The 20,595-nt window shown below is 64.9% G+C and carries 24 protein-coding genes; 11 read left to right on the top strand and 13 right to left on the bottom strand.

Going from position 1 to position 20,595, the window contains the following annotated elements:
* The first annotated feature begins 106 nt into the window (after positions 1 to 106).
* From N4G42_RS08460 to N4G42_RS08470, 3 genes are all read left to right on the top strand, one after another.
* Positions 107 to 631: a gamma carbonic anhydrase family protein gene (locus N4G42_RS08460; protein ID WP_056061680.1), complete on the top strand. Its 525-nt coding sequence runs from the start codon at positions 107 to 109 to the stop codon at positions 629 to 631.
* A gap of 50 nt (positions 632 to 681) precedes the next feature.
* The gene (locus N4G42_RS08465) at positions 682 to 1,674 is read left to right on the top strand and encodes an Hsp33 family molecular chaperone HslO (protein ID WP_260666850.1); all 993 of its coding nucleotides are present in this window, start codon (positions 682 to 684) and stop codon (positions 1,672 to 1,674) included.
* Positions 1,675 to 1,872: 198 nt separating this feature from the next.
* On the top strand, positions 1,873 to 2,343 hold the full coding sequence (locus tag N4G42_RS08470) for a CZB domain-containing protein (protein ID WP_260666851.1): 471 nt from the start codon (positions 1,873 to 1,875) through the stop codon (positions 2,341 to 2,343).
* On the opposite strand, the gene N4G42_RS08475 is transcribed toward N4G42_RS08470, so the two are convergent.
* The 6 genes from N4G42_RS08475 to N4G42_RS08500 form a co-directional block, all read right to left on the bottom strand.
* Positions 2,324 to 2,959: a hypothetical protein gene (locus N4G42_RS08475; protein ID WP_260666853.1), complete on the bottom strand. Its 636-nt coding sequence runs from the start codon at positions 2,957 to 2,959 to the stop codon at positions 2,324 to 2,326. The genes N4G42_RS08470 and N4G42_RS08475 overlap by 20 nt on opposite strands.
* A 6-nt stretch (positions 2,960 to 2,965) precedes the next feature.
* Positions 2,966 to 3,244, bottom strand: coding sequence for a septum formation initiator family protein (locus N4G42_RS08480; protein WP_056061693.1), 279 nt, complete (start codon positions 3,242 to 3,244; stop codon positions 2,966 to 2,968).
* A 34-nt stretch (positions 3,245 to 3,278) separates the two neighbouring features.
* The gene (gene eno, locus N4G42_RS08485; RefSeq protein WP_056061696.1) at positions 3,279 to 4,565 is read right to left on the bottom strand and encodes a phosphopyruvate hydratase; all 1,287 of its coding nucleotides are present in this window, start codon (positions 4,563 to 4,565) and stop codon (positions 3,279 to 3,281) included.
* A 99-nt stretch (positions 4,566 to 4,664) separates the two neighbouring features.
* Positions 4,665 to 4,955, bottom strand: a complete 291-nt coding sequence (locus N4G42_RS08490; protein ID WP_056061699.1) for a DUF1330 domain-containing protein — start codon at positions 4,953 to 4,955, stop codon at positions 4,665 to 4,667.
* A gap of 3 nt (positions 4,956 to 4,958) precedes the next feature.
* On the bottom strand, positions 4,959 to 5,816 hold the full coding sequence (kdsA, locus tag N4G42_RS08495; RefSeq protein WP_260666854.1) for a 3-deoxy-8-phosphooctulonate synthase: 858 nt from the start codon (positions 5,814 to 5,816) through the stop codon (positions 4,959 to 4,961).
* A 12-nt stretch (positions 5,817 to 5,828) separates the two neighbouring features.
* Positions 5,829 to 7,487: a CTP synthase gene (locus N4G42_RS08500; protein WP_056743420.1), complete on the bottom strand. Its 1,659-nt coding sequence runs from the start codon at positions 7,485 to 7,487 to the stop codon at positions 5,829 to 5,831.
* Between the two features lie 91 nt (positions 7,488 to 7,578).
* On the opposite strand from N4G42_RS08500, the gene coaBC reads away from it, so the two are divergent.
* The 4 genes from coaBC to N4G42_RS08520 all read left to right on the top strand — a co-directional run bounded on the left by coaBC (position 7,579) and on the right by N4G42_RS08520 (position 10,483).
* Positions 7,579 to 8,802: a bifunctional phosphopantothenoylcysteine decarboxylase/phosphopantothenate--cysteine ligase CoaBC gene (gene coaBC, locus N4G42_RS08505; RefSeq protein ID WP_260666855.1), complete on the top strand. Its 1,224-nt coding sequence runs from the start codon at positions 7,579 to 7,581 to the stop codon at positions 8,800 to 8,802.
* 24 nt (positions 8,803 to 8,826) lie between these two features.
* Positions 8,827 to 9,327, top strand: a complete 501-nt coding sequence (locus N4G42_RS08510) for a hypothetical protein (RefSeq protein ID WP_260666856.1) — start codon at positions 8,827 to 8,829, stop codon at positions 9,325 to 9,327.
* Positions 9,324 to 9,770 carry a dUTP diphosphatase gene (dut, locus tag N4G42_RS08515; protein ID WP_015013334.1) on the top strand — a complete coding sequence of 149 codons (447 nt, stop codon included), beginning with the start codon at positions 9,324 to 9,326 and terminating at the stop codon, positions 9,768 to 9,770. Before N4G42_RS08510 ends, dut begins: the two co-directional genes overlap by 4 nt.
* A gap of 212 nt (positions 9,771 to 9,982) precedes the next feature.
* Positions 9,983 to 10,483, top strand: coding sequence for a glycine zipper 2TM domain-containing protein (locus N4G42_RS08520; protein ID WP_056061711.1), 501 nt, complete (start codon positions 9,983 to 9,985; stop codon positions 10,481 to 10,483).
* Between the two features lie 70 nt (positions 10,484 to 10,553).
* On the opposite strand, the gene N4G42_RS08525 is transcribed toward N4G42_RS08520, so the two are convergent.
* Positions 10,554 to 11,078: a peptidylprolyl isomerase gene (locus N4G42_RS08525; protein ID WP_056061714.1), complete on the bottom strand. Its 525-nt coding sequence runs from the start codon at positions 11,076 to 11,078 to the stop codon at positions 10,554 to 10,556.
* A 54-nt stretch (positions 11,079 to 11,132) separates the two neighbouring features.
* Here N4G42_RS08525 and N4G42_RS08530 point away from each other — a divergent pair, with 54 nt between their 5' ends.
* From N4G42_RS08530 to N4G42_RS08540, 3 genes are all read left to right on the top strand, one after another.
* Positions 11,133 to 12,257 carry a cupin domain-containing protein gene (locus N4G42_RS08530; RefSeq protein WP_056061717.1) on the top strand — a complete coding sequence of 375 codons (1,125 nt, stop codon included), beginning with the start codon at positions 11,133 to 11,135 and terminating at the stop codon, positions 12,255 to 12,257.
* Between the two features lie 19 nt (positions 12,258 to 12,276).
* On the top strand, positions 12,277 to 12,798 hold the full coding sequence (locus tag N4G42_RS08535) for a hypothetical protein (RefSeq protein ID WP_108498377.1): 522 nt from the start codon (positions 12,277 to 12,279) through the stop codon (positions 12,796 to 12,798).
* A gap of 251 nt (positions 12,799 to 13,049) precedes the next feature.
* Positions 13,050 to 13,325 (top strand): hypothetical protein, encoded by a 276-nt coding sequence (locus tag N4G42_RS08540; RefSeq protein WP_082522412.1) that lies wholly within the window; start codon positions 13,050 to 13,052, stop codon positions 13,323 to 13,325.
* Positions 13,326 to 13,448: 123 nt separating this feature from the next.
* Here the strand turns inward: N4G42_RS08540 and N4G42_RS08545 are convergent, their stop codons facing one another.
* The 6 genes from N4G42_RS08545 to N4G42_RS08570 form a co-directional block, all read right to left on the bottom strand.
* Entirely contained in the window at positions 13,449 to 14,231 is a 783-nt protein-coding gene (locus N4G42_RS08545) for an MBL fold metallo-hydrolase (RefSeq protein ID WP_099732049.1), read from the bottom strand.
* A 106-nt stretch (positions 14,232 to 14,337) separates the two neighbouring features.
* Positions 14,338 to 15,435: an outer membrane protein assembly factor BamC gene (gene bamC, locus N4G42_RS08550; RefSeq protein ID WP_409557812.1), complete on the bottom strand. Its 1,098-nt coding sequence runs from the start codon at positions 15,433 to 15,435 to the stop codon at positions 14,338 to 14,340.
* Between the two features lie 47 nt (positions 15,436 to 15,482).
* Complete coding sequence (gene dapA / locus N4G42_RS08555; protein ID WP_056061726.1) at positions 15,483 to 16,379, bottom strand: 4-hydroxy-tetrahydrodipicolinate synthase; 897 nt, start codon at positions 16,377 to 16,379, stop codon at positions 15,483 to 15,485.
* A 30-nt stretch (positions 16,380 to 16,409) separates the two neighbouring features.
* Positions 16,410 to 16,964 (bottom strand): bifunctional 2-polyprenyl-6-hydroxyphenol methylase/3-demethylubiquinol 3-O-methyltransferase UbiG, encoded by a 555-nt coding sequence (locus N4G42_RS08560; protein ID WP_260666873.1) that lies wholly within the window; start codon positions 16,962 to 16,964, stop codon positions 16,410 to 16,412.
* A gap of 89 nt (positions 16,965 to 17,053) precedes the next feature.
* On the bottom strand, positions 17,054 to 17,209 hold the full coding sequence (locus N4G42_RS08565; protein ID WP_199170798.1) for a hypothetical protein: 156 nt from the start codon (positions 17,207 to 17,209) through the stop codon (positions 17,054 to 17,056).
* Between the two features lie 19 nt (positions 17,210 to 17,228).
* Positions 17,229 to 18,446, bottom strand: a complete 1,218-nt coding sequence (locus tag N4G42_RS08570) for an MFS transporter (RefSeq protein ID WP_260666857.1) — start codon at positions 18,444 to 18,446, stop codon at positions 17,229 to 17,231.
* A gap of 158 nt (positions 18,447 to 18,604) precedes the next feature.
* Here N4G42_RS08570 and N4G42_RS08575 point away from each other — a divergent pair, with 158 nt between their 5' ends.
* Complete coding sequence (locus N4G42_RS08575; protein ID WP_056061737.1) at positions 18,605 to 20,587, top strand: DNA topoisomerase IV subunit B; 1,983 nt, start codon at positions 18,605 to 18,607, stop codon at positions 20,585 to 20,587.
* Positions 20,588 to 20,595: the final 8 nt, after the last annotated feature.

Below are 20,595 nucleotides of genomic sequence, written 5' to 3' on the forward strand. Positions count from 1 at the left end.
ATTCTAGGCCTTGCCATCGGCACCAAGGCTTGCGCTTTGTAACGATTGGCGACCTCTCAGGGCGCGCCATGGCGTGCCGCTTCTTTTGTTTCAGCGGAGTGGGTGCATGGCAATTTACGAACTCGACGGTGTGGCTCCCCAAGTGGCGGCGTCCGCCTGGGTGGCCGACAGCGCGCAGGTGATGGGCAATGTGGTGCTGGGTGAAGACGCCAGCGTGTGGTTTGGCACCGTGGTGCGCGGCGACACCGAGAGCATCACCATCGGCGCAGGCTCCAACATCCAGGACGCGAGCGTGCTGCACGCCGACATCGGCAAGCCCCTGGTGGTGGGCGAGCGGGTGACGGTGGGGCACCAGGTCATGCTGCACGGCTGCACCATCGGCGACGAATCGCTGATCGGCATTGGCGCTGTGGTGCTCAACGGCGCCAAGATCGGCAAGAACTGCCTGGTGGGTGCGGGTGCGCTGGTCACCGAGGGCAAGGAGTTTCCCGATGGCTCCATGATCATCGGCAGCCCGGCCAAGGCCGTGCGTGAACTCACCCCTGAGCAGATCGAAGGCCTGCGCCAGAGCGCCCAGCACTACATCGACAATGCGCGCCGCTTCCAACACGGCCTGCACAAGATCGGCTGAACGCCGCCCACTGGCGCTCTCTGCTGCTATTTTTCTCCTGGAATCCCTGCGTGTCTGAACTCCACAAGTTTCTTTTCGATGGTCTGCCCGTGCGCGGCATGATCGTGCGCCTCACCGATGCCTGGACCGAGATCCTGAAGCGCCGGGCGGGCAACACCGCCACCGGTGCCTATCCCGCCCCCGTGAGCGAGCTGCTGGGCGAGATGGCGGCCGCCGGCGTGCTGATGCAGTCCAACATCAAGTTCAACGGCGCGCTGGTGCTGCAGGTGTTTGGTGATGGCCCCGTCAAATTGGCCGTGGCCGAGGTGCAGTCGGACCTGAGCCTGCGCGCGACAGCCACCGTGAATGGCGAGGTGCTGCCGGACGCGAAGCTGAGCCAGATGGTCAATGTGGGCGGCGGTGGCCGTTGCGCCATCACCCTGGACCCCAAGGACCGCCACCCCGGTCAGCAGCCCTACCAGGGCGTGGTGCCACTGCACGGCGACCACCACGAAAAGCTGGAGCATCTGTCGGACGTGCTGCAGCATTACATGCTGCAGTCCGAGCAGCTCGACACCATTCTGGTGCTGGGTGCCAACGACCAGGTGGCGGCAGGCCTCTTGATCCAGCGCATGCCCATCAAGGGCGAGGGCAACCTGGCCGCGGGCCTCTCGCACCGCGAGAACGAAGACCAGATCGGCCACAACGAGGACTACAACCGCATCGCCCACCTGGCTGCCAGCCTGACCCGCGAAGAACTGCTGACGCTGGACGTGGACACCATCCTGCGCCGCCTGTTCTGGGAAGAAAAGTTGCTGCGCTTTGAACCCCAGCAGGGCGCCAGCGGCCCGCGTTTTGCCTGCACCTGCAGCCGCGAGCGCGTGAGCAACATGCTGCGCAACCTGGGCGCTGAAGAGGCCGAGAGCATCCTCGCCGAGCGCGACGACATCGAGGTGGGTTGCGAGTTCTGCGGCCAGCAGTACCGGTTTGATGCGGTGGATGCCGCGCAGATTTTTGTCTCGCCCGCCGCGGCTCAGCCCCCGGGGCCCACAGGCATCCAGTAGCCGTCTGCAGCCTCCATCGGGCGCGGTGGTCGGCTGACCATCGTTGACAATCGCCCCCGCCATCCCCGCCTAAGATTCCTGGGTCACTCCGCAACAGCGCCTGCCGCTGCGAGGGGGCGGCGCACAAGGTCCGATCGCAAGGCCTGTGTGCGTTCAAGCGATCACATCCGGTCGCGCAGGAAATGAACGAGGGGTGTCATGCAGTTTCTTCGCCGTGTTCTGGGGGGCCACCGGGCCAGCCCGGCTACGCCTCCGCTGGCGCTGTACGACAGCGCGGCGGCACCCGACTCGCGGCGTGCCGATACCCTGCTCGCCGCGCTGGACATCGACGCCGCCATCAATGCCCACGAGCGCTGGAAAGACCGCCTGATGGACTACCTGGAGGGCCGCACCTCCGCCGGGCTGGACCCGGCGCTGGTGCGCCGCGCTGACCACAGTGCGCTGGGCCGCTGGTTGCACGGCGTAGGCGGCGAGCTGCTGGGCGACCAGCCGGCCTATCCGCTGCTGGTGGCGCGCTACCAATACTTTCATGAGCAGGCCGCCACCCTGGTGGAACTGGCCCAGCAGGGCGAATGGGACCGGGCTGTGCAGGTGCTCAACGGTGGTTACCGCTATGGCTCCAGCCAGGTGGTGTTGCTTCTCAAGGAAATCAAGCGCGGTCTGGCGTGATGGCTTGCGGCGGTGTCGTATCCCGCTGCTCCATGAGCGCTGTGAACAGCCGATGCTCACAAGCCGGGTCGCTGCACTTTTCGCAGTTCCAGGCGCGCAGCCGGGCCGCCCTGGGCGTGTTTTCAGTGTCCCATGCGGCCCTTGCGCTAGTGGAATATGCCTTGGGTGCTATATTTTGTATAGCAATGAGCGCGTTGCGAGTGCGCTGCTCGCCCGTTCCGTACACCACGCGGTAGGGTATCGCCGCAGCCGCCAGGGCCGCACGCAGCCGGGTATCGCAGGCCTCCTGCGCAGTCCGTTCCTCGGCAGGGCAGGGCTGGTCGAGACCCATCAGCAGGGTCAATGCCACCGCGCCGGATTCTGCCTGCGGCGTGGGCGGGGTGTGGGCCAGGTGCGGGTGGTGCAGGGCGATATGTGCCGTGCCGGGAGTGATCTGCTGCTGCAGCGCCTGTGCCAACGCCTCCACGCCCGTGTAGGGCGCGCCCAGCAGGGCAATCAAGGGAGTGGGGGGAGAGGACTGCCGCACGGGCTTGAATGAAGCGCAGGCCTTGGTCAAGGGCTGCGTTGTGGGTGTGGACGGTGCGGGGTGGTCCCAGGCGGCTGAGTGACCCCACACGGCAGGTCAGCGGGGTGTGAACTGCACGTACACCTCGTTGGGCTTGACCATGCCCAGCTCGCTGCGCGCCTTTTCTTCCACCATATCGAGGCCTTCCTTGAGGTCGTGCACCTCCGAGGTCAGCCGCGCATTCGCCTGGCGGGCCTGTTCGTTGGCCGCCTTCTGCACATCAATCTGCCGCTGCATCGCATTGACGCGCGGCACGCTGCCCCGCCCCAGCCAGAGCTGGGCGTGCAGCGCTGCCAGCAAGGCCAGCAGGATGACGGGGACGATGCGGGAGACCAATGGAGGGCTCGCTCAGGCGAGGGCTGCCAGGGGCTCAGCGCAGGTTGTAGAACGCAGCGCGGCCAGGGTACTGCGCGATCTCGCCCAGATCTTCCTCAATGCGCAGCAGCTGGTTGTACTTGGCGATGCGGTCCGAGCGCGACAGCGAGCCGGTCTTGATCTGGCCCGCATTCGTGCCCACCGCGATGTCGGCAATGGTGCTGTCCTCGGTCTCGCCCGAGCGGTGCGAGATCACGGCGGTGTAGCCAGCGCGCTTGGCCATCTCGATCGCAGCGAAGGTCTCGGTCAGCGTACCGATCTGGTTGATCTTGATCAGGATTGAGTTGGCAATGCGCTTGTCGATGCCTTCCTTCAGGATCTTGGTGTTGGTCACGAACAGGTCGTCACCCACCAGCTGCACCTTGTCGCCCAGGCGTTCGGTCAGATGCTTCCAGCCGTCCCAGTCGCCTTCGTGCATGCCGTCTTCGATGCTGATGATGGGGTACTTGTCCACCCAGGCCGCCAGCATGTCCGTCCACTGCTGGGCGGTGAGCTTGAGGCCGCCTTCGCCTTCCAGCACATAGTGGCCGTCCTTGTAGAACTCGCTCGCAGCGCAGTCCAGGCCCAGGGCGATCTGATCGCCCGCCGTGTAGCCCGCAGCTTCAATGGCTTGCAGGATCAGGCGGATGGCTGCTTCGTGGTTTTCAACGCTGGGGGCAAAGCCGCCTTCGTCGCCCACCGCGGTGCTGATGCCCTTGTCGTGCAGGATCTTCTTGAGCGCGTGGAACACTTCGGCGCCCCAGCGCACGGCTTCGCGGAACGTGGGCGCACCCACCGGGATGATCATGAACTCCTGCAGGTCCAGGCTGTTGTTAGCGTGTGCGCCGCCGTTGATCACGTTCATCATGGGCACAGGCAGTTGCACGCTGCCCATGCCGCCCAGGTAGCGGTACAGGGGCAGGCCAGACTCTTCGGCGGCGGCGCGGGCCACGGCCATGGACACGGCCAGCATGGCGTTGGCGCCCAGGCGGCTCTTGTTCTCGGTGCCATCGAGGTCGATCAGGGTCTTGTCCAGGAAGGCCTGCTCGGAGGCATCCAGGCCCAGCACGGCTTCGCTGATCTCGGTGTTGATGTATTCCACGGCCTTGAGCACGCCCTTGCCCAGGTAGCGGCCCTTGTCGCCGTCGCGCATTTCAATGGCTTCACGGCTGCCGGTGGAGGCGCCCGACGGCACGGCGGCCCGGCCCATCACGCCCGATTCGAGCAACACGTCGCATTCGACGGTGGGGTTGCCGCGGCTGTCCAGAATCTCGCGACCGACGATGTCAACGATGGCACTCATGGTTTTCCTTTTGCAGAAGTTTTAAATCAAATCAGTCTCTAGCGCCTTCTGTATAAGCGCTAGCAGCTATTAATTGGTGAGCGATTTGGGTGTGTGCGCTCAGACGCCTTCGACACACACCATGCGCATGACGGCAGCGCCTTCGCGGGCGGCCTTGGCTTTCTGGTACTCGGGCGTGTCGTAGAAGGCGCGAGCGGCTTCAAAGCTAGGGAACTTGAGGATCACGGTACGACCGGGGTTCCAGTCGCCCTCCAGCACTTCGACCTTGCCGCCACGCACGCAGACTTCAGCGCCGTGGGCTTGCATGGCCAGGGTGCTCCACTTGCGGTACTCGTCATACTGCGTGGGGTTGGTGACGGTGACGGATGCGATGACGTAACCACTGCTCATGTCTCAAGCTCCAAAGTTGTTTTCGAGGAATCCGTTTTTCTTGGTGACATCGTCCAGGGCCACCAAGGTCTCCAGCAGCGCCTTCATGTGCTTGAGCGGCACGGCGTTGGGGCCGTCCGACCAGGCCTCGGCGGGGCGGGGGTGGGTTTCCATGAACAGGCCCGCCACGCCCACAGCCACGCCGGCACGCGCCAGCACGGGCACCATGTCGCGCGCACCACCGCTCACGGCGCCAAGGCCGCCGGGCTTTTGCACCGAGTGGGTCACGTCAAACACCACGGGTGCGCCGGAGTTGCGCATCTCGGCCAGGCTGGTCATGTCAGCAACGAGGTTGTTGTAGCCAAAGCTCACGCCGCGCTCGCAGGCCAGGAAGCGGTCTTCCGACAGGCCGACTTCGGCCGCTGCAGACCGGGCCTTGTCGATGACGTTCTTCATGTCCCAGGGCGCCAGGAACTGGCCCTTCTTGATGTTCACCGGCTTGCCGCTTTGCGCCACCGCGCGGATGAAATCCGTCTGGCGGCACAGGAACGCGGGTGTTTGCAGCACGTCCACCACGCTGGCCACTTCGGCCACATGCGAGGCGTCGTGCACATCGGTCAGGATGGGCAGCTGCAGCTGGCGGCGCACTTCATCGAGGATCTTCAGGCCGGCCTCCAGCCCCACACCACGCTTGCTGGTGCCCGACGAGCGGTTGGCCTTGTCGAACGAGCCTTTGTAGATCAGCGGAATGCCCAGTGGCGCGCAGGCTTCCTTGAGCTGGCCTGCGACATCGAGCGACATCTCCAGGCCTTCAATGGAACAGGTGCCTGCGATCAGAAAAAAGCGATGTTGAAGGCCGACGTTGAATCCGCACAGCTGCATGGTGAGGTCCCCTTAGGCTTTTTTCGCGGCTTGCTGGTGTTCCACGGCCGCCTTGATGAAGGCATTGAACAGCGGGTGGCCGTTCCAGGGCGTGGACTTGAACTCGGGGTGGAACTGCACGCCGATGAACCAGGGGTGCACGGTTTGCGGCAGCTCCACGATTTCGGTGAGTTCTTCACGCTGGGTCAGCGCCGAGATCACCAGGCCCGCCTTGCGCAACTGGTCCAGGTAGTTCACGTTGGCTTCGTAGCGGTGGCGGTGGCGCTCGGTCACCACATCGCCGTAGATGCTGTGGGCCAGTGTGTCCTTGGCCACGTCCGAGCTTTGCGCGCCCAGGCGCATGGTGCCGCCCAGATCGGAGTTTTCGTCGCGTTTCTTGATGGTGCCGTCCGCGTCCTTCCACTCGGTGATCAGGGCGATCACGGGGTGGGGCGTGGTGGGGTCGAACTCGGTGCTGTTGGCGTGGGCGAGGCCTGCCACGTGGCGCGCGTATTCGATGGTGGCCACCTGCATCCCCAGGCAGATGCCCAGGTAGGGCACCTTGCGCTCGCGGGCAAACTGGGCCGTGGCGATCTTGCCTTCCACACCACGCTGGCCGAAGCCGCCGGGCACCAGGATGGCGTCGTATTTGGCGAGCTTGGCGGCTGCATCGGCGCTGTCGATGGTCTCGGAATCGACATGGTCGATCTTCACGCGCACATGGTTGCGCATGCCGGCGTGGCGCAGGGCCTCGTTGACCGACTTGTAGCTGTCCGACAGGTCCACATACTTGCCGACCATGGCGATGGTGACTTCGCCTTGGGGGTGTTCGGTCTCATGCACCAGATCGTCCCAGCGCTTGAGGCTGGTGGGCGGGGTGTTCAGGCGCAGCTTGTCGCAGATCAGGCCATCGAGGCCCTGCTCGTGCAGCATGCGCGGCACCTTGTAGATGGTGTCCACGTCCCACATGCTGATCACGCCCCATTCGGGCACGTTGGTGAACAGCGAGATCTTGGCGCGCTCTTCCTCAGGAATACGGCGGTCGGCGCGGCACAGCAGGGCGTCGGCCTGGATGCCGATCTCGCGCAGCTTTTGCACGGTGTGCTGGGTGGGCTTGGTTTTCAGCTCCCCCGCTGCAGCGATCCAGGGCAGGTAGGTCAGGTGCACGAAGGCTGCGTTGTTCGGGCCCATGCGCAGGCTCATCTGGCGCACGGCTTCCAGGAACGGCAGCGATTCGATGTCACCCACGGTACCGCCGATTTCGACAATGGCCACATCCACGGCATCCGGCGTGCCAATGCCGGCGCCGCGCTTGATGAATTCCTGGATTTCGTTGGTGACATGGGGAATGACCTGCACGGTCTTGCCCAGGTAGTCGCCACGGCGTTCCTTCTCCAGCACGGACTGGTAAATCTTGCCCGTGGTGAAGTTATTGGTTTTCTTCATGCGCGTTTCGATGAAACGCTCGTAGTGGCCCAGATCCAGGTCGGTTTCTGCGCCGTCATCGGTCACGAACACCTCGCCGTGCTGGAACGGCGACATGGTGCCCGGGTCTACGTTGATGTAGGGGTCAAGCTTGATGAGGGTGACTTTGAGTCCCCGCGATTCGAGGATCGCGGCAAGGGAGGCTGAGGCGATTCCCTTACCGAGGGAAGACACCACACCGCCGGTGACGAAGACAAATTTGGTCATGTCTTTTTTGGTGGTGGGAAATTGGGATTATAGATGGCACCCCGGCGACACCCCCGGGGGCAGGGTCACCCCCGTCTGCTAAATTCGCGCCATGAATGAGCTTGCTGGCAAACACATTGTTCTGGGTCTGAGTGGGGGCGTGGCTTGCTACAAGGCGGCCGATCTGTGCCGCCAGCTCATCAAGGAGGGCGCCACCGTGCAGGTGGTGATGACCGAGGCGGCAGAGCAGTTCATCACCCCGGTCACCATGCAGGCGCTGTCTGGCCGCTCGGTGTACGGCTCGCAATGGGATGCGCGCGAGCCCAACAACATGCCCCACATCAACCTGAGCCGCGAGGCCGATGCCATCCTGATCGCGCCTTGCAGTGCGGACTTCATTGCGCGCCTGGTGCAGGGCAGGGCGGACGAGTTGCTCAGCCTGTTGTGCCTGGCGCGTCCCGCCCAGCGCGTGCCCCTTTTGCTGGCCCCTGCGATGAACCGCGAAATGTGGGCGCACCCGGCCACGCAGCGCAATCTGGCCCAGGTGGCGCAGGACGGTGCAGTGGTACTGGGCGTGGGCAATGGTGACCAGGCCTGTGGTGAGACGGGTGACGGCCGTATGCTGGAGCCGCTGGAGCTGCTGGACGAGCTGATCGCTTTTTTCACGCCCAAGACCCTTGTGGGCCGGTCGGTACTCGTCACGGCGGGGCCCACGTTTGAAGCCATTGACCCGGTGCGTGGCATCACCAACCTGTCGAGCGGAAAGATGGGCTTTGCCGTGGCCAGGGCGGCGCGCGAGGCGGGTGCCGACGTCACCCTGGTCGCAGGGCCGGTGCATTTGCCCACGCCACGCGGCGTGCGGCGTGTCAATGTGCAGTCCGCCCAGGAGATGCTGGCGGCCGTGGAGCGGCATGTCCAGGCCGCCTCGGTGTTTGTTGCCACAGCCGCAGTGGCCGACTGGCGCCCTGCCCACCAGTCCGACCAAAAGATCAAGAAAGACGGCTCGGGCCAGTCCCCGTCGCTGGAGTTCGTCGAGAACCCCGACATTCTGGCCACCGTAGCCCGGTCGCCGCATGCGCTGGAAGGGGATCTTTTCTGCGTGGGTTTTGCCGCCGAAAGCCATGACCTGCTGGCCCATGCCACCGCCAAAAGGACGCGCAAGGGCGTCCCCTTGCTGGTGGGCAATATTGGCCCCGCTACCTTTGGGCAGGACGACAACGCCCTGCTGCTGGTGGACGCGCAGGGCCACCGCGAGTTACCCCGCGCGTCCAAGCGTGTGTTGGCGCAGCAGCTTATCGCTGAGATCGCCGCGCGTTTGTCACCTTTGCGTTCTTGACGACCACCACCGTGGGGAGGTGTGATGACAACTGGTGCCACCAAGCCTGATTGGGACACGCCACCCGATGGCGACTTTGCTGCTTATGTGGAGCGGCTGACAGCCCAGGCGCCTTTGCAAAAGGCCCGAGCGGCACAGGCAAGTGCTGCCGCTACCAACGGTGCCGTTCAGTTATCCAAGGCCAGTGCGCCAGCGACCTCCCTGCCTCAGGTCCTGCCGCCCGATGTGCTGCAGCTGATGCAGCCGCTGGCGGGCGTACTGCGCACGGTGCGATCGGTGTTGCTGGTAGTGATGGTGTTGCATGGCATTGCGCTGTTCCTGCTTGGTCAGGGCTCGCTGCCAGGCTTGGTGGTAATGGGCGCGGTGTGGTGGGGACTGGGTTGGCTGATGCAATCGGCCGCACAGGCTGGGGGCGCGCAGGCCCCGGGTGGGCGTGCAGGGGGGGAGTCGTTGCAGGATCGCCTGCGACAAATGGCGCAGCAGCGCAGTGGCACAGGAATAGCAACAGGAAAGAAAAAACCGTGAAGATAGATGTGAAGATTCTCGATCCGCGCATGGCGGACCAATTGCCCACCTACGCCACACCCGGTAGCGCTGGGCTGGACCTGCGTGCCTGCCTGGATGCGCCGCTGACCCTGCAGCCCAACGCCTGGCAACTGGTGCCTACCGGCATTGCGATCTACCTGCAAGACCCGGGCTATGCCGCACTGATCTTGCCGCGCTCGGGCCTGGGGCATAAACATGGCATCGTGCTTGGCAATCTGGTGGGGTTGATCGACAGTGACTACCAAGGGCAGCTCATGGTGAGCGCATGGAACCGCAGCAATGTGGCGTTTACCCTGGAGCCCATGGAGCGGCTGGCCCAATTGGTGATTGTTCCGGTGGTGCAGGCCCAGTTCAACGTCGTCACCGAGTTTGCGGCCACGCAGCGGGGTGAGGGGGGCTACGGATCCACAGGCAAGTCCTGAGGTGGACCGCTCGGGGCTCCAAGCGCGTGACGGGTGAGTGGCCGGGTTGTAAGACCCCGCTTACGTTTCGATGGGTCTGTTACCGACATGGCGATGGCCCCTTGTCTACGCCGCGGCATCTTCAGGCGTTGTTCCAATCGGTACATGGGCATTGAGCTCTGGGTCGTCGGAGATTTTTCAGTGCCTGCCCCAACAACTTCTGGAGATTGAACATGCAATTCACCCGTCCCCTCGCCCTCGTGGGCACCGTGGTTCTGGCTGCTTCGCTGGCTGCTTGCGGCCACAGCCGCCCGGCACCTGCTCCGCAATACTCCGGCGGTTATTCGAGTGGCTACCAGACGGCTCCTGCCTATCCGCAGAATCAGGCAGGCACCGAATATGGTCGCGTGTCCAACATCGAAGTCCTGCAGGGCCGCAGCCAAGGCCAGACCACCGGCACTGGTGCCGTTCTGGGCGCGGTGGTGGGCGGCGTTCTGGGCAACCAGGTGGGCAAGGGCACGGGTCGTGCTGCAGCCACCGCTGTAGGCGTGTTGGGTGGCGCGGTGGCTGGCAACGCCATCGAAGGGCGCAACAACCAGGAATATGTGCAGGGATACCGGTTGTCCGTGCAGCTCGACCAGGGGGGGTATCGCGTGTACGACGTGAGCAGCCCGGGTGACCTGCGCATCGGCGATCGCGTGCGTCTGTACAACGGTCAGATTTCGCGCATGTGACCTGACGCACTGCCCTGACAAACGGGCGCTCCGAGTTTCCTCGGGGCGCCCGTTTTGCTTTTGGTGGGACTTAGTGCAGCAACGAGCTGCCTGGCGCCTGGGGCTGGACGCGGAAGAAGCCGGTTCCGGCCGTGCCACGTCCGATTTCTTCTTCGGTGGCTTCGCGCACGGCCTGCACCGTCAGTTGCAGGCGCAGCGCGATGCCCGCCAGAGGGTGGTTGCCGTCGAGCACGATATGTTCGGGATAGATCTCGGCCACGGTGTAGAGGGCCGTGCGGGGGGCATCGGGGTTGCAGCCCTCGGGCAGGGCCATGCCGTCAAACGTCATCCCTTCTTCGATCTCGGCGGGGAAGAGGGCGCGGGGTTCCAGAAACAGCAATTGGTCATTGAAGTCACCGAAAGCGTCCTCGGGTTCGAGGTGCAGTGCAAGCGTGGCACCAGGGCCGTGGCCTTGCAGGGCCTCTTCGATACGGGGCAGGAGATCATCACCGCCCACCAGAAACTCCACGGGTTCGTCGAGTACGTCGAGTTCTTCGCCCAGGGTGTCTTTCAGGGTCCAGGTCAGTGCGACCACACATTGTTGGGTAATTTCCATAGGAGAATTGTCGCAGTTTGACCAACGGCCCCGCAAAAGGGCAACACTTTCCCCATGGACATTCAGCGACCCTTGGCCCTGCTCGGCGGCCTCACTCCCGCGCAATTCATGCGCCGCCACTGGCAGAAGAAGCCCTTGCTGGTGCGCCAGGCCATCCCGCAGTTTGCGCCGCCGGTGCTGCGGGCCGAGCTGTTTGCGCTGGCCGGGCAGGAGGGTGTGGAGTCCCGCCTGGTGCAACAGATCAAAGGTGCCTGGAAGCTGCGCCACGGGCCCTTCAACCGCCGTGCACTGCCTGCGTTGCAGCAGCCCGACTGGACGCTGCTCGTACAGGGCGTCGATCTGCACAACGACGCGGTGCATGCGCTGATGCAGCAGTTCCGTTTTGTGCCCGAGGCGCGGCTGGACGACCTCATGATCAGCTACGCCAGCAATGGCGGTGGCGTAGGGCCCCATTTCGACAGTTATGACGTCTTTTTGCTGCAGGCGCACGGCAAGCGGCGCTGGCGCATCGGGCGCCAAAAGGATCTGTCGCTGCGCGACGGCATTCCCTTGAAGGTGCTGGCCCAGTTCGAGCCTGAGGAGGAGTTTGTGCTGGAGCCGGGTGACATGCTGTACCTGCCCCCGCGTTATGCCCACGACGGGATTGCCGAAGGCGAGTGCATGACCTACTCCATCGGTTTTCGCGCGCCGGCCCGCGCCGAGCTGGCGCAAGAGCTGCTGGTGCGTCTGGCGGAAGATGCCGGGGAGGACGACCACCCGTTGCTGTACCGCGATGCCGGACAGGACGCGGTGGCGCAGCCGGCGCACATTCCTGCCGGGCTGCAGGACTTTGCGCGTGAGGCGCTGTCGCGCGCGCTGGCCCAGCCCCTGGTGCTGGAACGCGCGCTGGGCGAGTACCTGACCGAGCCCAAGCCCAGCGTGTGGTTTGAGCCTGGCGACCCCAAGGTGATGCTGGAAGGGGTGCGGCTGGACCGCAAGAGCCGCATGATGTACGACACACAGCACATCTTCATCAACGGCGAAAGCTACCGCGCAGCGGGGCGCGACGCCACGCTGATGCGGCGCCTGGCCGATGAGCGCCAACTGTCGGCACGCGATCTGGCACGGGCCAGCGACGACGCGCTGGAGCTGCTTTCGTCGTGGTGCGATGCGGGCTGGGCCCATGCCTGGGCCGGCTGAGACTGACCAGGAGCCAGTGATGACCGACACAGCAACCCCCTCCGCCGAGCCTTTGCGTGACTTGCCCAGTGGGCGATTCAGCGGGCGTGAGGCGTTTCAGCAACTGGTGCGCGACGCCATTGCAACGGCGGCGCGGGACGGCTGGCAAGAGATTTTCATCAGCGATGCCCACTTTCATGACTGGCCCTTGGGCGAGCGTGCGGTGGTCGAGGCCTTGCAGGACTGGGCCCGCAGCGGCAGGCGCTTCACCATGCTGGCCTGCAGCTACGACGACGTGATCCGCCGCCATGCCCGCTTTGTGCGCTGGCGCGGTACCTGGGACCACATCATCACCTGCCGCCGCAGCCCGACCGCCGACCCGCTGGACCTGCCCAGCGCGCTGTGGTCGCCGCAATGGGTGCTGCACCGGCTCGATCCCGAGCGCTGCGTGGGGGTGACCGGCAGCGAGGCCGATCGCCGGGTGCTGCTGCACGAGACACTCAACGAATGGGTGCGCAGCAAGAGCGCACCCGGCTTTCCCTCCACCACACTGGGCCTGTAGCTTGTGCCCCACTTTGGGGAGCGCCCGTTGGCGTGGCGCCACGCGGCAGTCGCGCCCGAGGGGATACTGCGCAAAGTCAAGCTGGCGTAAAGCTTTCGTCAGTGTTAGTCAGTATTGACTAAATACCAATATAATCTGCGGCTGTGCCCAAAAAGGTGCAACCAAGTGCATTGTGCCAATGCGTGCATGGGCTCAGGAAGCCTGACGCCGTGGCTTTTCAAGATTCTGTCTGTCCAAATAGGAAAATCGAAATGAAGAACTCTCTCGTTCTGGCCGCCCTGATCGCTGCTGCTGCACTCGCCGCTTGTGGCAAGAAGGAAGAACCCGCTCCAGCACCCGCTCCTGTGGAAGCTCCTGCCGCAGCACCTGCTCCCGCCGCCGAGCCAGCAGCTCCTGCCGCTTCCGACGCTGCTGCTCCTGCCGCCGCTGCGCCTGCTGCTGACGCTTCTGCTCCTGCCGCTGACGCTGCCAAGGCTGCTGCTGACGCTGCTGCCACCGCCGCTACCGGCGCTTCCGCAGCCAAGTAAATTGCTGCAGGCTCTGGGCTGACCCCAAGGTCGGCCTGTGCCACGGCCCCGCACCGCAAGGTCCGGGGCTTTTTTTATGCCCTTCGCCAGGGTGAGACATTTATGGACGCCCGGTCCGGGCCATCAAGGGTTGACGTCGAGCCAATCAGTGCCTTCGGTGGGGCTGGCGACCTGGATCTCCTCGTCCGCCCAACCCAGCGCGGCGGCGAGCGATTGGCGGGCGAGTGCGGGGAGGTTGTTTTGCGCACTCAGGTGCGCTGCCACTACGCACCGCAGGCTGTCGTGCTGCACCGCACGCAGAATCTCCGCCGTCGCCGGGTTGGCCAGGTGGCCGTACAGCCCGCCTACGCGGCGTTTCAGGAAGGGCGGGTAGCGGGACGCGGCCAGCATGTCGGGGTCGTGATTGGCCTCGATCAACAGGGCGTGGCATCCCTGTAGCTGCTGCAGCACATGGGGACTGGCGTGGCCCAGGTCGGTCAGCACGCCCAGGTGTGCGGCGCCGTCGGAGCACCGCAGCTGCAGCGGCTCCCGGGCATCGTGGGGCACGGTGAAGGGGCGGGCTTCGAACGCGCCCATGTCAATCGCTTCCATGTCGTGCGCCACCCGCAGCAAGCCGTCCAAGTCTGGCGCACCGAGGGCCGCGTACGTGCCCTCGCTCATCCACACGGGAATGCGAAAACGCAGCGCCACGGTCTGGGCACAGCCGATGTGGTCCGAGTGTTCGTGGGTGATGAAGAGGGCGTCCAGGTCTTCCACCTGCAACTGCGCTTGCGCCAGACGGGCTTGCAGCTGCCGGATGCCGAGCCCGCAGTCGATCAGGAGGCGGCGAACCTGGCTGCCACTGCGGCCTTCGACGACCGTGGCATTGCCAGTGCTGCCGCTGCCCAGGTTCTTGAATCGAAGCATGGCGGAGCGAAAGGGTGGGTTTGTGGCGGCCCAAAAAACCAGAGCCACCGTCCACCAGAAGGCGGAGGGGGCTCCAGAGGTGTGGGTGGCGGCCTGCGGCCGGCTCTTATTTCAGATCGTCAGCAATCACGCGCACGATGCGCTCGGCATTGGCCGAGGACTCGGGGGCACCAGCCTCATTGAGCACCGACACGGTGGTCGACTCACCCTGGCTGCGCACCACGATGCGGTACTTGAGCGGAGGTGTTGCGGAGGTGGAGCTGAACAGCTTGCTGAAGAAGCCAGGCTCTTTCTTCACGGTGTCCGGAGCCACGTAGCGCACGAAGTACGTGCCCTCATTGCGGTTGCGGTCTTCCACGGTGAAGCCAGTGCGGTCCAGGGCCAGGCCCACCCGGCGCCAGGACCGGTCAAAGCCCTCGTCCAGCTGGACCACCGGCACATTGTTGACCGTGGCCATGCGGGCGGCCTGGGCACGCGCCGCGGGTGCTGCGGCCACTGCCTTGGATTGCTCCTGACTGACGCCCAGCTTGACCATCAGGCGGCGCAGGAATTCGGTTTCGAGTTCCGGGTCGGATGGACGGGGCTGCCAGACGGTGCTGTCCTTGGTGACGTTGCCATAGACCTCGACCATCCCGCGGTGGGTGATGTAGATCTCGGTACTGCCATTGGCATTGCGTTCCAGCCGGGTGCGGAACTTGTCCCGTTCGCCGGTCGAGTACAGGGACTCCATCAGCTTGCCGATGGTGGATCGGATGAAATCCTGGGGCAGTTTGGCGCGGTTCTCTGCCCAGTCGGTTTCCATGATGCCAACGTTGGCCTCGGACTGGGCCAGCGTGAAGCCGCTTTCCAGCCAGAAGTCGCGCACGGGCTCCCACAGCTTGTCGGCGGGGCGGTTGACCACCAGCCAGCGCTGGCTGCCGTCTCGTTCGATCCGCACGTCGCCCAGCGACAGGGCCGCCGCGTTGGCGTTGCCCGACGGCTGTGCGGCCTGGCCTGCCTGCATGGCAGCGGCAGACACCGAGCCACCCGGCATGGCGTAGCGCGAGTCGCGTGACAGCTGGGTAAGGTCCGGGGGGACTTCCAGTGACGAGCCCTTGGCGGCGCTCTTGTAGTCGATCTTGTCGCCCTCCAGAATGCTGGTGGAGCAGGCGGACAGGGCCATGACAAGAGCCAGCAGGCTCAGGGGGGTGGTAGCAGCTTTCACGCGGAAATCCTTGGGAAGTGTCTCTGAGAGCGGGCGCAACGCCCGGATTAGATCAGGCCGCTGGTGCGCAGTGCCGACTCGACCACAGCCTCGTTGCTGCTGGCCAGGGGCGTCATGGGCAGGCGCATGGTGCCACCACACAGGCCCATGCGGGACATGGCCCACTTGACCGGGATGGGGTTGGCTTCGACAAACAGGTGCTTGTGCACCGGCATCAGCTGAAACTGGATCTGCATGGCGCGTTGCACGTTGCCGGCCAGTGCCGCCACGCACAGCTCGTGCATCAGGCGCGGGGCCACGTTGGCCGTCACGCTGATGTTGCCGTGGCCGCCGCACAGCATCAGGGCGACGGCGGTCGGGTCGTCGCCCGAGTACACGCCAAAGCCCTTGGGCACGTCACGGATGAGCCACTGGGCACGCTCGATGTTGCCGGTGGCTTCCTTGATGCCGATCACGCCGGGCACCTGGGCCAGGCGCAGCACGGTGTCGTGCTGCATATCGGCCACCGAGCGGCCGGGCACGTTGTACAGCACGATGGGCAGGTCGCCAGTGGCTTCTGCAATCGCCTTGAAATGCTGGTACTGGCCCTCTTGGGTGGGCTTGTTGTAGTAGGGCACGACCTGCAGCTGGCTGTCGGCACCCACGCCGCGCGCGAACTTGGCCAGCTCAATGGCTTCGGCGGTGGAGTTGGCGCCGCAGCCGGCCATGATGGGCACGCGCTTGGCAGACTGTTCCACGGCCACGCGGATGATTTCGCAGTGTTCTTCCACGTTCACCGTGGGGGACTCGCCCGTGGTGCCCACCACGCCGATGCAATCGGTGCCTTCGGCGATGTGCCAGTCGATCAGTTTGCGCAAGGTGGGGTAGTCCACGCTACCGTCCTCGTGCATGGGAGTGACGAGGGCGACGATGCTGCCGGTGAGTGGCACGGAAGAAGAAGTCATGTCCGCAGTGGTAAACGGTAAAAGGGCATTCTAACTAGCCCCGATGGGCAAAAGATGTCGTGAGGGTCCGCCCGCCTGCGGGAGTTCCCGTACGGCCGTGATGCGTTGCACGAAACGCGCTGGTTCGTCGATGAAGCCGTCCTCATAAGCCACCACGCGCAGGTCCTGGCATGCCTGCAGCAGTTCGCCGTGCGCGAGCAGGAACTCCGCCCGCGCCGGGCGCCCTACTGTTTCGTTGCCTTGGGCAAAGGTTTCATAGACCAGCACCCCGCCCGGCGCGACGCTGGCCACGATGGTGGACAACAAGGGGCGCCACAGGTAGTTGGTGACGATCACGCCACCAAACTGGCGGCCTGCAAAAGGCCAGGGGCCGTTTTCGATGTCAGCCTGCACCAGCTCGCCCAGCCCTTCGCAGGCGGCCAGCGCCTCGGCGGACCGGTCCACGCCGACCACGGTGTGCCCCAGTTTCCGCAGATGGCGCAGGTGGCGCCCTGCGCCGCAGGCTACGTCCAGCACGGTGCTGTGGGGGGCGATCAGGTGGCTCCAGCGCCACACCCATTCCGAAGGGGCTTCTGTACCGTGCATACCGTGCATGAACTATAAAAATGATAGCTGCCTGCGCATGATCCACTAGCGCTTGCGGCCAAAAACGCTTGAAAATCCCGCCAAGGGTGTCAAAAACACGCCCACATCTGGTCGGCCAGCAGCACCATGAATTCGGGCACGGTGTACAAGCCAAACACCACCAGGCACAGCAGCACGGCCACGGCACCGCCCAGCCAGCGCAGGGCACGCGGCGCGGGTTTGCGGGGCGGGGTGGTGTGGCTCATGCAGGGGGGGACAAACAGGTCAGGCGGGTTGTGGGGCGTGGCGCGCGATCGGGCTTTCCTTGACTGGCAGGTTCACCAGCCCGGCAAAAATGCCCAGGCCGATCGCGATGTACCACACGATATCGTAGCTGCCGGTGGCGTCATACAGATAGCCGCCCAGCCAGACGCCCAGGAAGCTGCCGATCTGGTGGCTGAAGAACACAAAGCCGCCCAGCATGGACAGGTGCTGCACCCCGAAGATTTGTGCAATGGTGGCGTTGGTGGGCGGCACGGTGGACAGCCACAGCGCGCCCATCACCGCCGAGAACACGTACACCGACAGCGGCGACAGCGGTACCAGCAAAAAGATGCTGATCGCCACCGCGCGGGCAAAGTAGATGAAAGCGAGGATGTGGCGCTTGGGCATGCGCTGGCCCAGCGTGCCCGCGATGTAGGTGCCAAACACATTGAACAGTCCGATCAGCGCCAGCGCATAGCTGGCCACCTGGGGCGACAGGCCATGGTCCTTGAGGTAGCTGGGCATGTGCACGCCAATGAACACCACCTGAAAGCCGCACACAAAGTAACCGGCCATCAGCAGGTTGAAGCTGGGGTAGCGGAAGGCCTCGCCCAGCGCCTGCGCAATGGTCTGCTCGCGCTTGACCGGGGCCGCACCCTTGAAGCCCGGCTCCCGCAGGCCAAAGGCCAGCGGCACGATCAGCAGCACCGCCATCGACAGCACCAGCAAGGCCTGCTGCCAGCCCAGGCCTGCAATCAGCCAGCCTTCGACCGGCACCATCAGGAACTGCCCGAACGAACCCGCCGCCGCTGCCACGCCCATGGCCCAGGAGCGTTTTTCGGGCGCAATCTGCCGCCCCAGCACACCATAGATCACCGCATACGTGGTGCCCGCCTGCGCCGCGCCAATCAGCACACCGGACGTCAGCGCAAACAGCATGGGCGTGGGCGACAGCGCCATGCCCGCCAGGCCCAGGGCATACAGGGCTGCACCGCCGAGCAGCACGCGGAAGGCCCCAAACCGGTCGGCCGCCATGCCCGCAAAAATCCCGATCACGCCCCAGGACAGGTTCTGGATGGCGATAGCCAGGGCGAACGACTGGCGCGTCCAGCCCATTTCCTGGGTGATGGGGAGAAGCCACAGCCCGAACCCGTGGCGGGTGCCCATGGACAGGGTCACGATGGCCGCGCCGCACGCCAGCACCTGGAACATGGATAGTTTGGGAGGATTCATATGCATGCGCAGGAATGTAGCCAGATTGCGCGAAACGCGCTGATACACCCGCGACCAATACAGTTGGCGGTGGGGGCGGCAGAAAATGCAGCGCTTGGCGCAGCGGTTTGAAGGGCTGGTTATTTATCCAGCTATTGCTGCGGTGCCGCACTACAATCCGCCCCATGGCAGCCAAACCCTCTTCTGTTTCCGCGAGCGAATACTCCGAAGGCTCAATCCGCGTGCTCAAGGGCCTGGAGCCCGTCAAGCAGCGCCCGGGCATGTACACCCGCACCGACAACCCCCTGCACATCATCCAGGAGGTGCTGGACAACGCCGCCGATGAGGCCCTCGCCGGCCACGGCAAGAAGATCCGCGTCACGCTGCATGCCGATGGCTCGGTCAGTGTGGAGGACGACGGCCGGGGCATCCCGTTTGGCCTGCACCCGGAAGAAAACGCACCGGTGATCGAGCTGGTCTTCACCCGCCTGCATGCGGGTGGCAAGTTCGACAAGGGCAAGGGCGGTGCCTACAGCTTCTCGGGCGGCCTGCACGGCGTGGGCGTGTCGGTGACGAATGCGCTGGCCACCCGGCTGGAGGCCACCAGCTACCGCGAAGGCAAGGCGGCGCGCCTGGTGTTCTCCGCTGGCGACGTGATCGAGCCTTTGGTCGCCCGCCCGCTGGAGGCGGGCGAGCGCAAGCAGGGCACCTCGGTGCGCGTGTGGCCCGACGCCAAGTATTTCGAATCCAGTGCCCTGCCCATGGGTGAGTTGACCCATCTGCTGCGCAGCAAGGCCGTGCTCATGCCCGGCGTGACGGTGCAGCTGGTGAACGAAAAAACCCGCGACACGCAGACCTGGCAGTACAAGGGCGGCCTGCGGGACTACCTGATGCAGACGCTCACCGGCGACCCGGTCATCCCGCTGTTTGAAGGCGAGGGTTTTGCCGACAGCGGCAACGAGAGCTTTGCCGAGGGCGAAGGGGCGGCCTGGGCGGTGGCCTTTACCGAAGACGGCCAGCCCATGCGCGAGAGCTACGTCAACCTGATCCCCACCAGCGCGGGCGGCACCCACGAAAGTGGCCTGCGCGACGGCCTGTTCAACGCGGTCAAGAGCTTTATCGAGCTGCACAGCCTGTTGCCCAAGGGCGTGAAGCTGCTGCCCGAGGACGTGTTTGCGCGCGCCAGCTATGTGCTCTCGGCCAAGGTGCTCGACCCGCAGTTCCAGGGCCAGATCAAGGAGCGCCTGAACTCGCGCGACGCGGTGCGCCTGGTCAGCGGCTTCGTACGCCCGGCGCTGGAGCTGTGGCTGAACCAGCACGTTGATTACGGCAAGAAGCTGGCCGAGCTGGCCATCAAGGCCGCGCAGACGCGCCAGAAGGCCGGGCAGAAGGTTGAAAAGCGCAAGGGCTCGGGCGTGGCTGTGCTGCCGGGCAAGCTCACCGACTGCGAAAGCAGGGACATCGCCCACAACGAGGTCTTCCTGGTGGAGGGGGATTCGGCCGGTGGCAGCGCCAAGATGGGCCGCGACAAGGAAAGCCAGGCCATCCTGCCGCTGCGCGGCAAGGTGCTCAACACCTGGGAGGTGGAGCGCGACCGCCTGTTTGCCAACAACGAAATCCACGACATCTCGGTAGCGATTGGCGTGGACCCGCATGGCCCCAACGACACGCCGGACCTGAGCGGTCTGCGCTACGGCAAGATCTGCATCCTGTCAGATGCCGACGTGGACGGATCGCACATCCAGGTGCTGCTGCTCACGCTGTTCTTCCGCCACTTCCCCAAGCTCATCGAGACCGGCCATATCTACGTGGCGCGCCCACCGCTGTTTCGCGTGGATGTGCCTGCGCGCGGCAAGAAGCCTGCGGCCAAGATGTATGCGCTGGACGATGGGGAGCTGACGGCCATCCTCGACAAATGCGCCAAGGATGGTGTGGCACGCGAGAAGTGCCAGATCAGCCGCTTCAAGGGCCTGGGCGAGATGAACGCCGAGCAGCTGTGGGAAACCACGCTCAACCCCGACACCCGCCGCTTGCTGCCCGTACAGCTGGGAGACGTGGACTTTGCCGCCACCGAAGGCCTCATCACCAAGCTCATGGGCAAGGGCGAAGCCGCTGCGCGCCGCGAGCTGATGGAACTGCATGGCGATGCGGTCGAGATCGATATCTGACCGAGGGC

Source organism: Acidovorax sp. K2F (assembly GCF_025246485.1).
Lineage (GTDB): Bacteria > Pseudomonadota > Gammaproteobacteria > Burkholderiales > Burkholderiaceae_C > Acidovorax > Acidovorax delafieldii.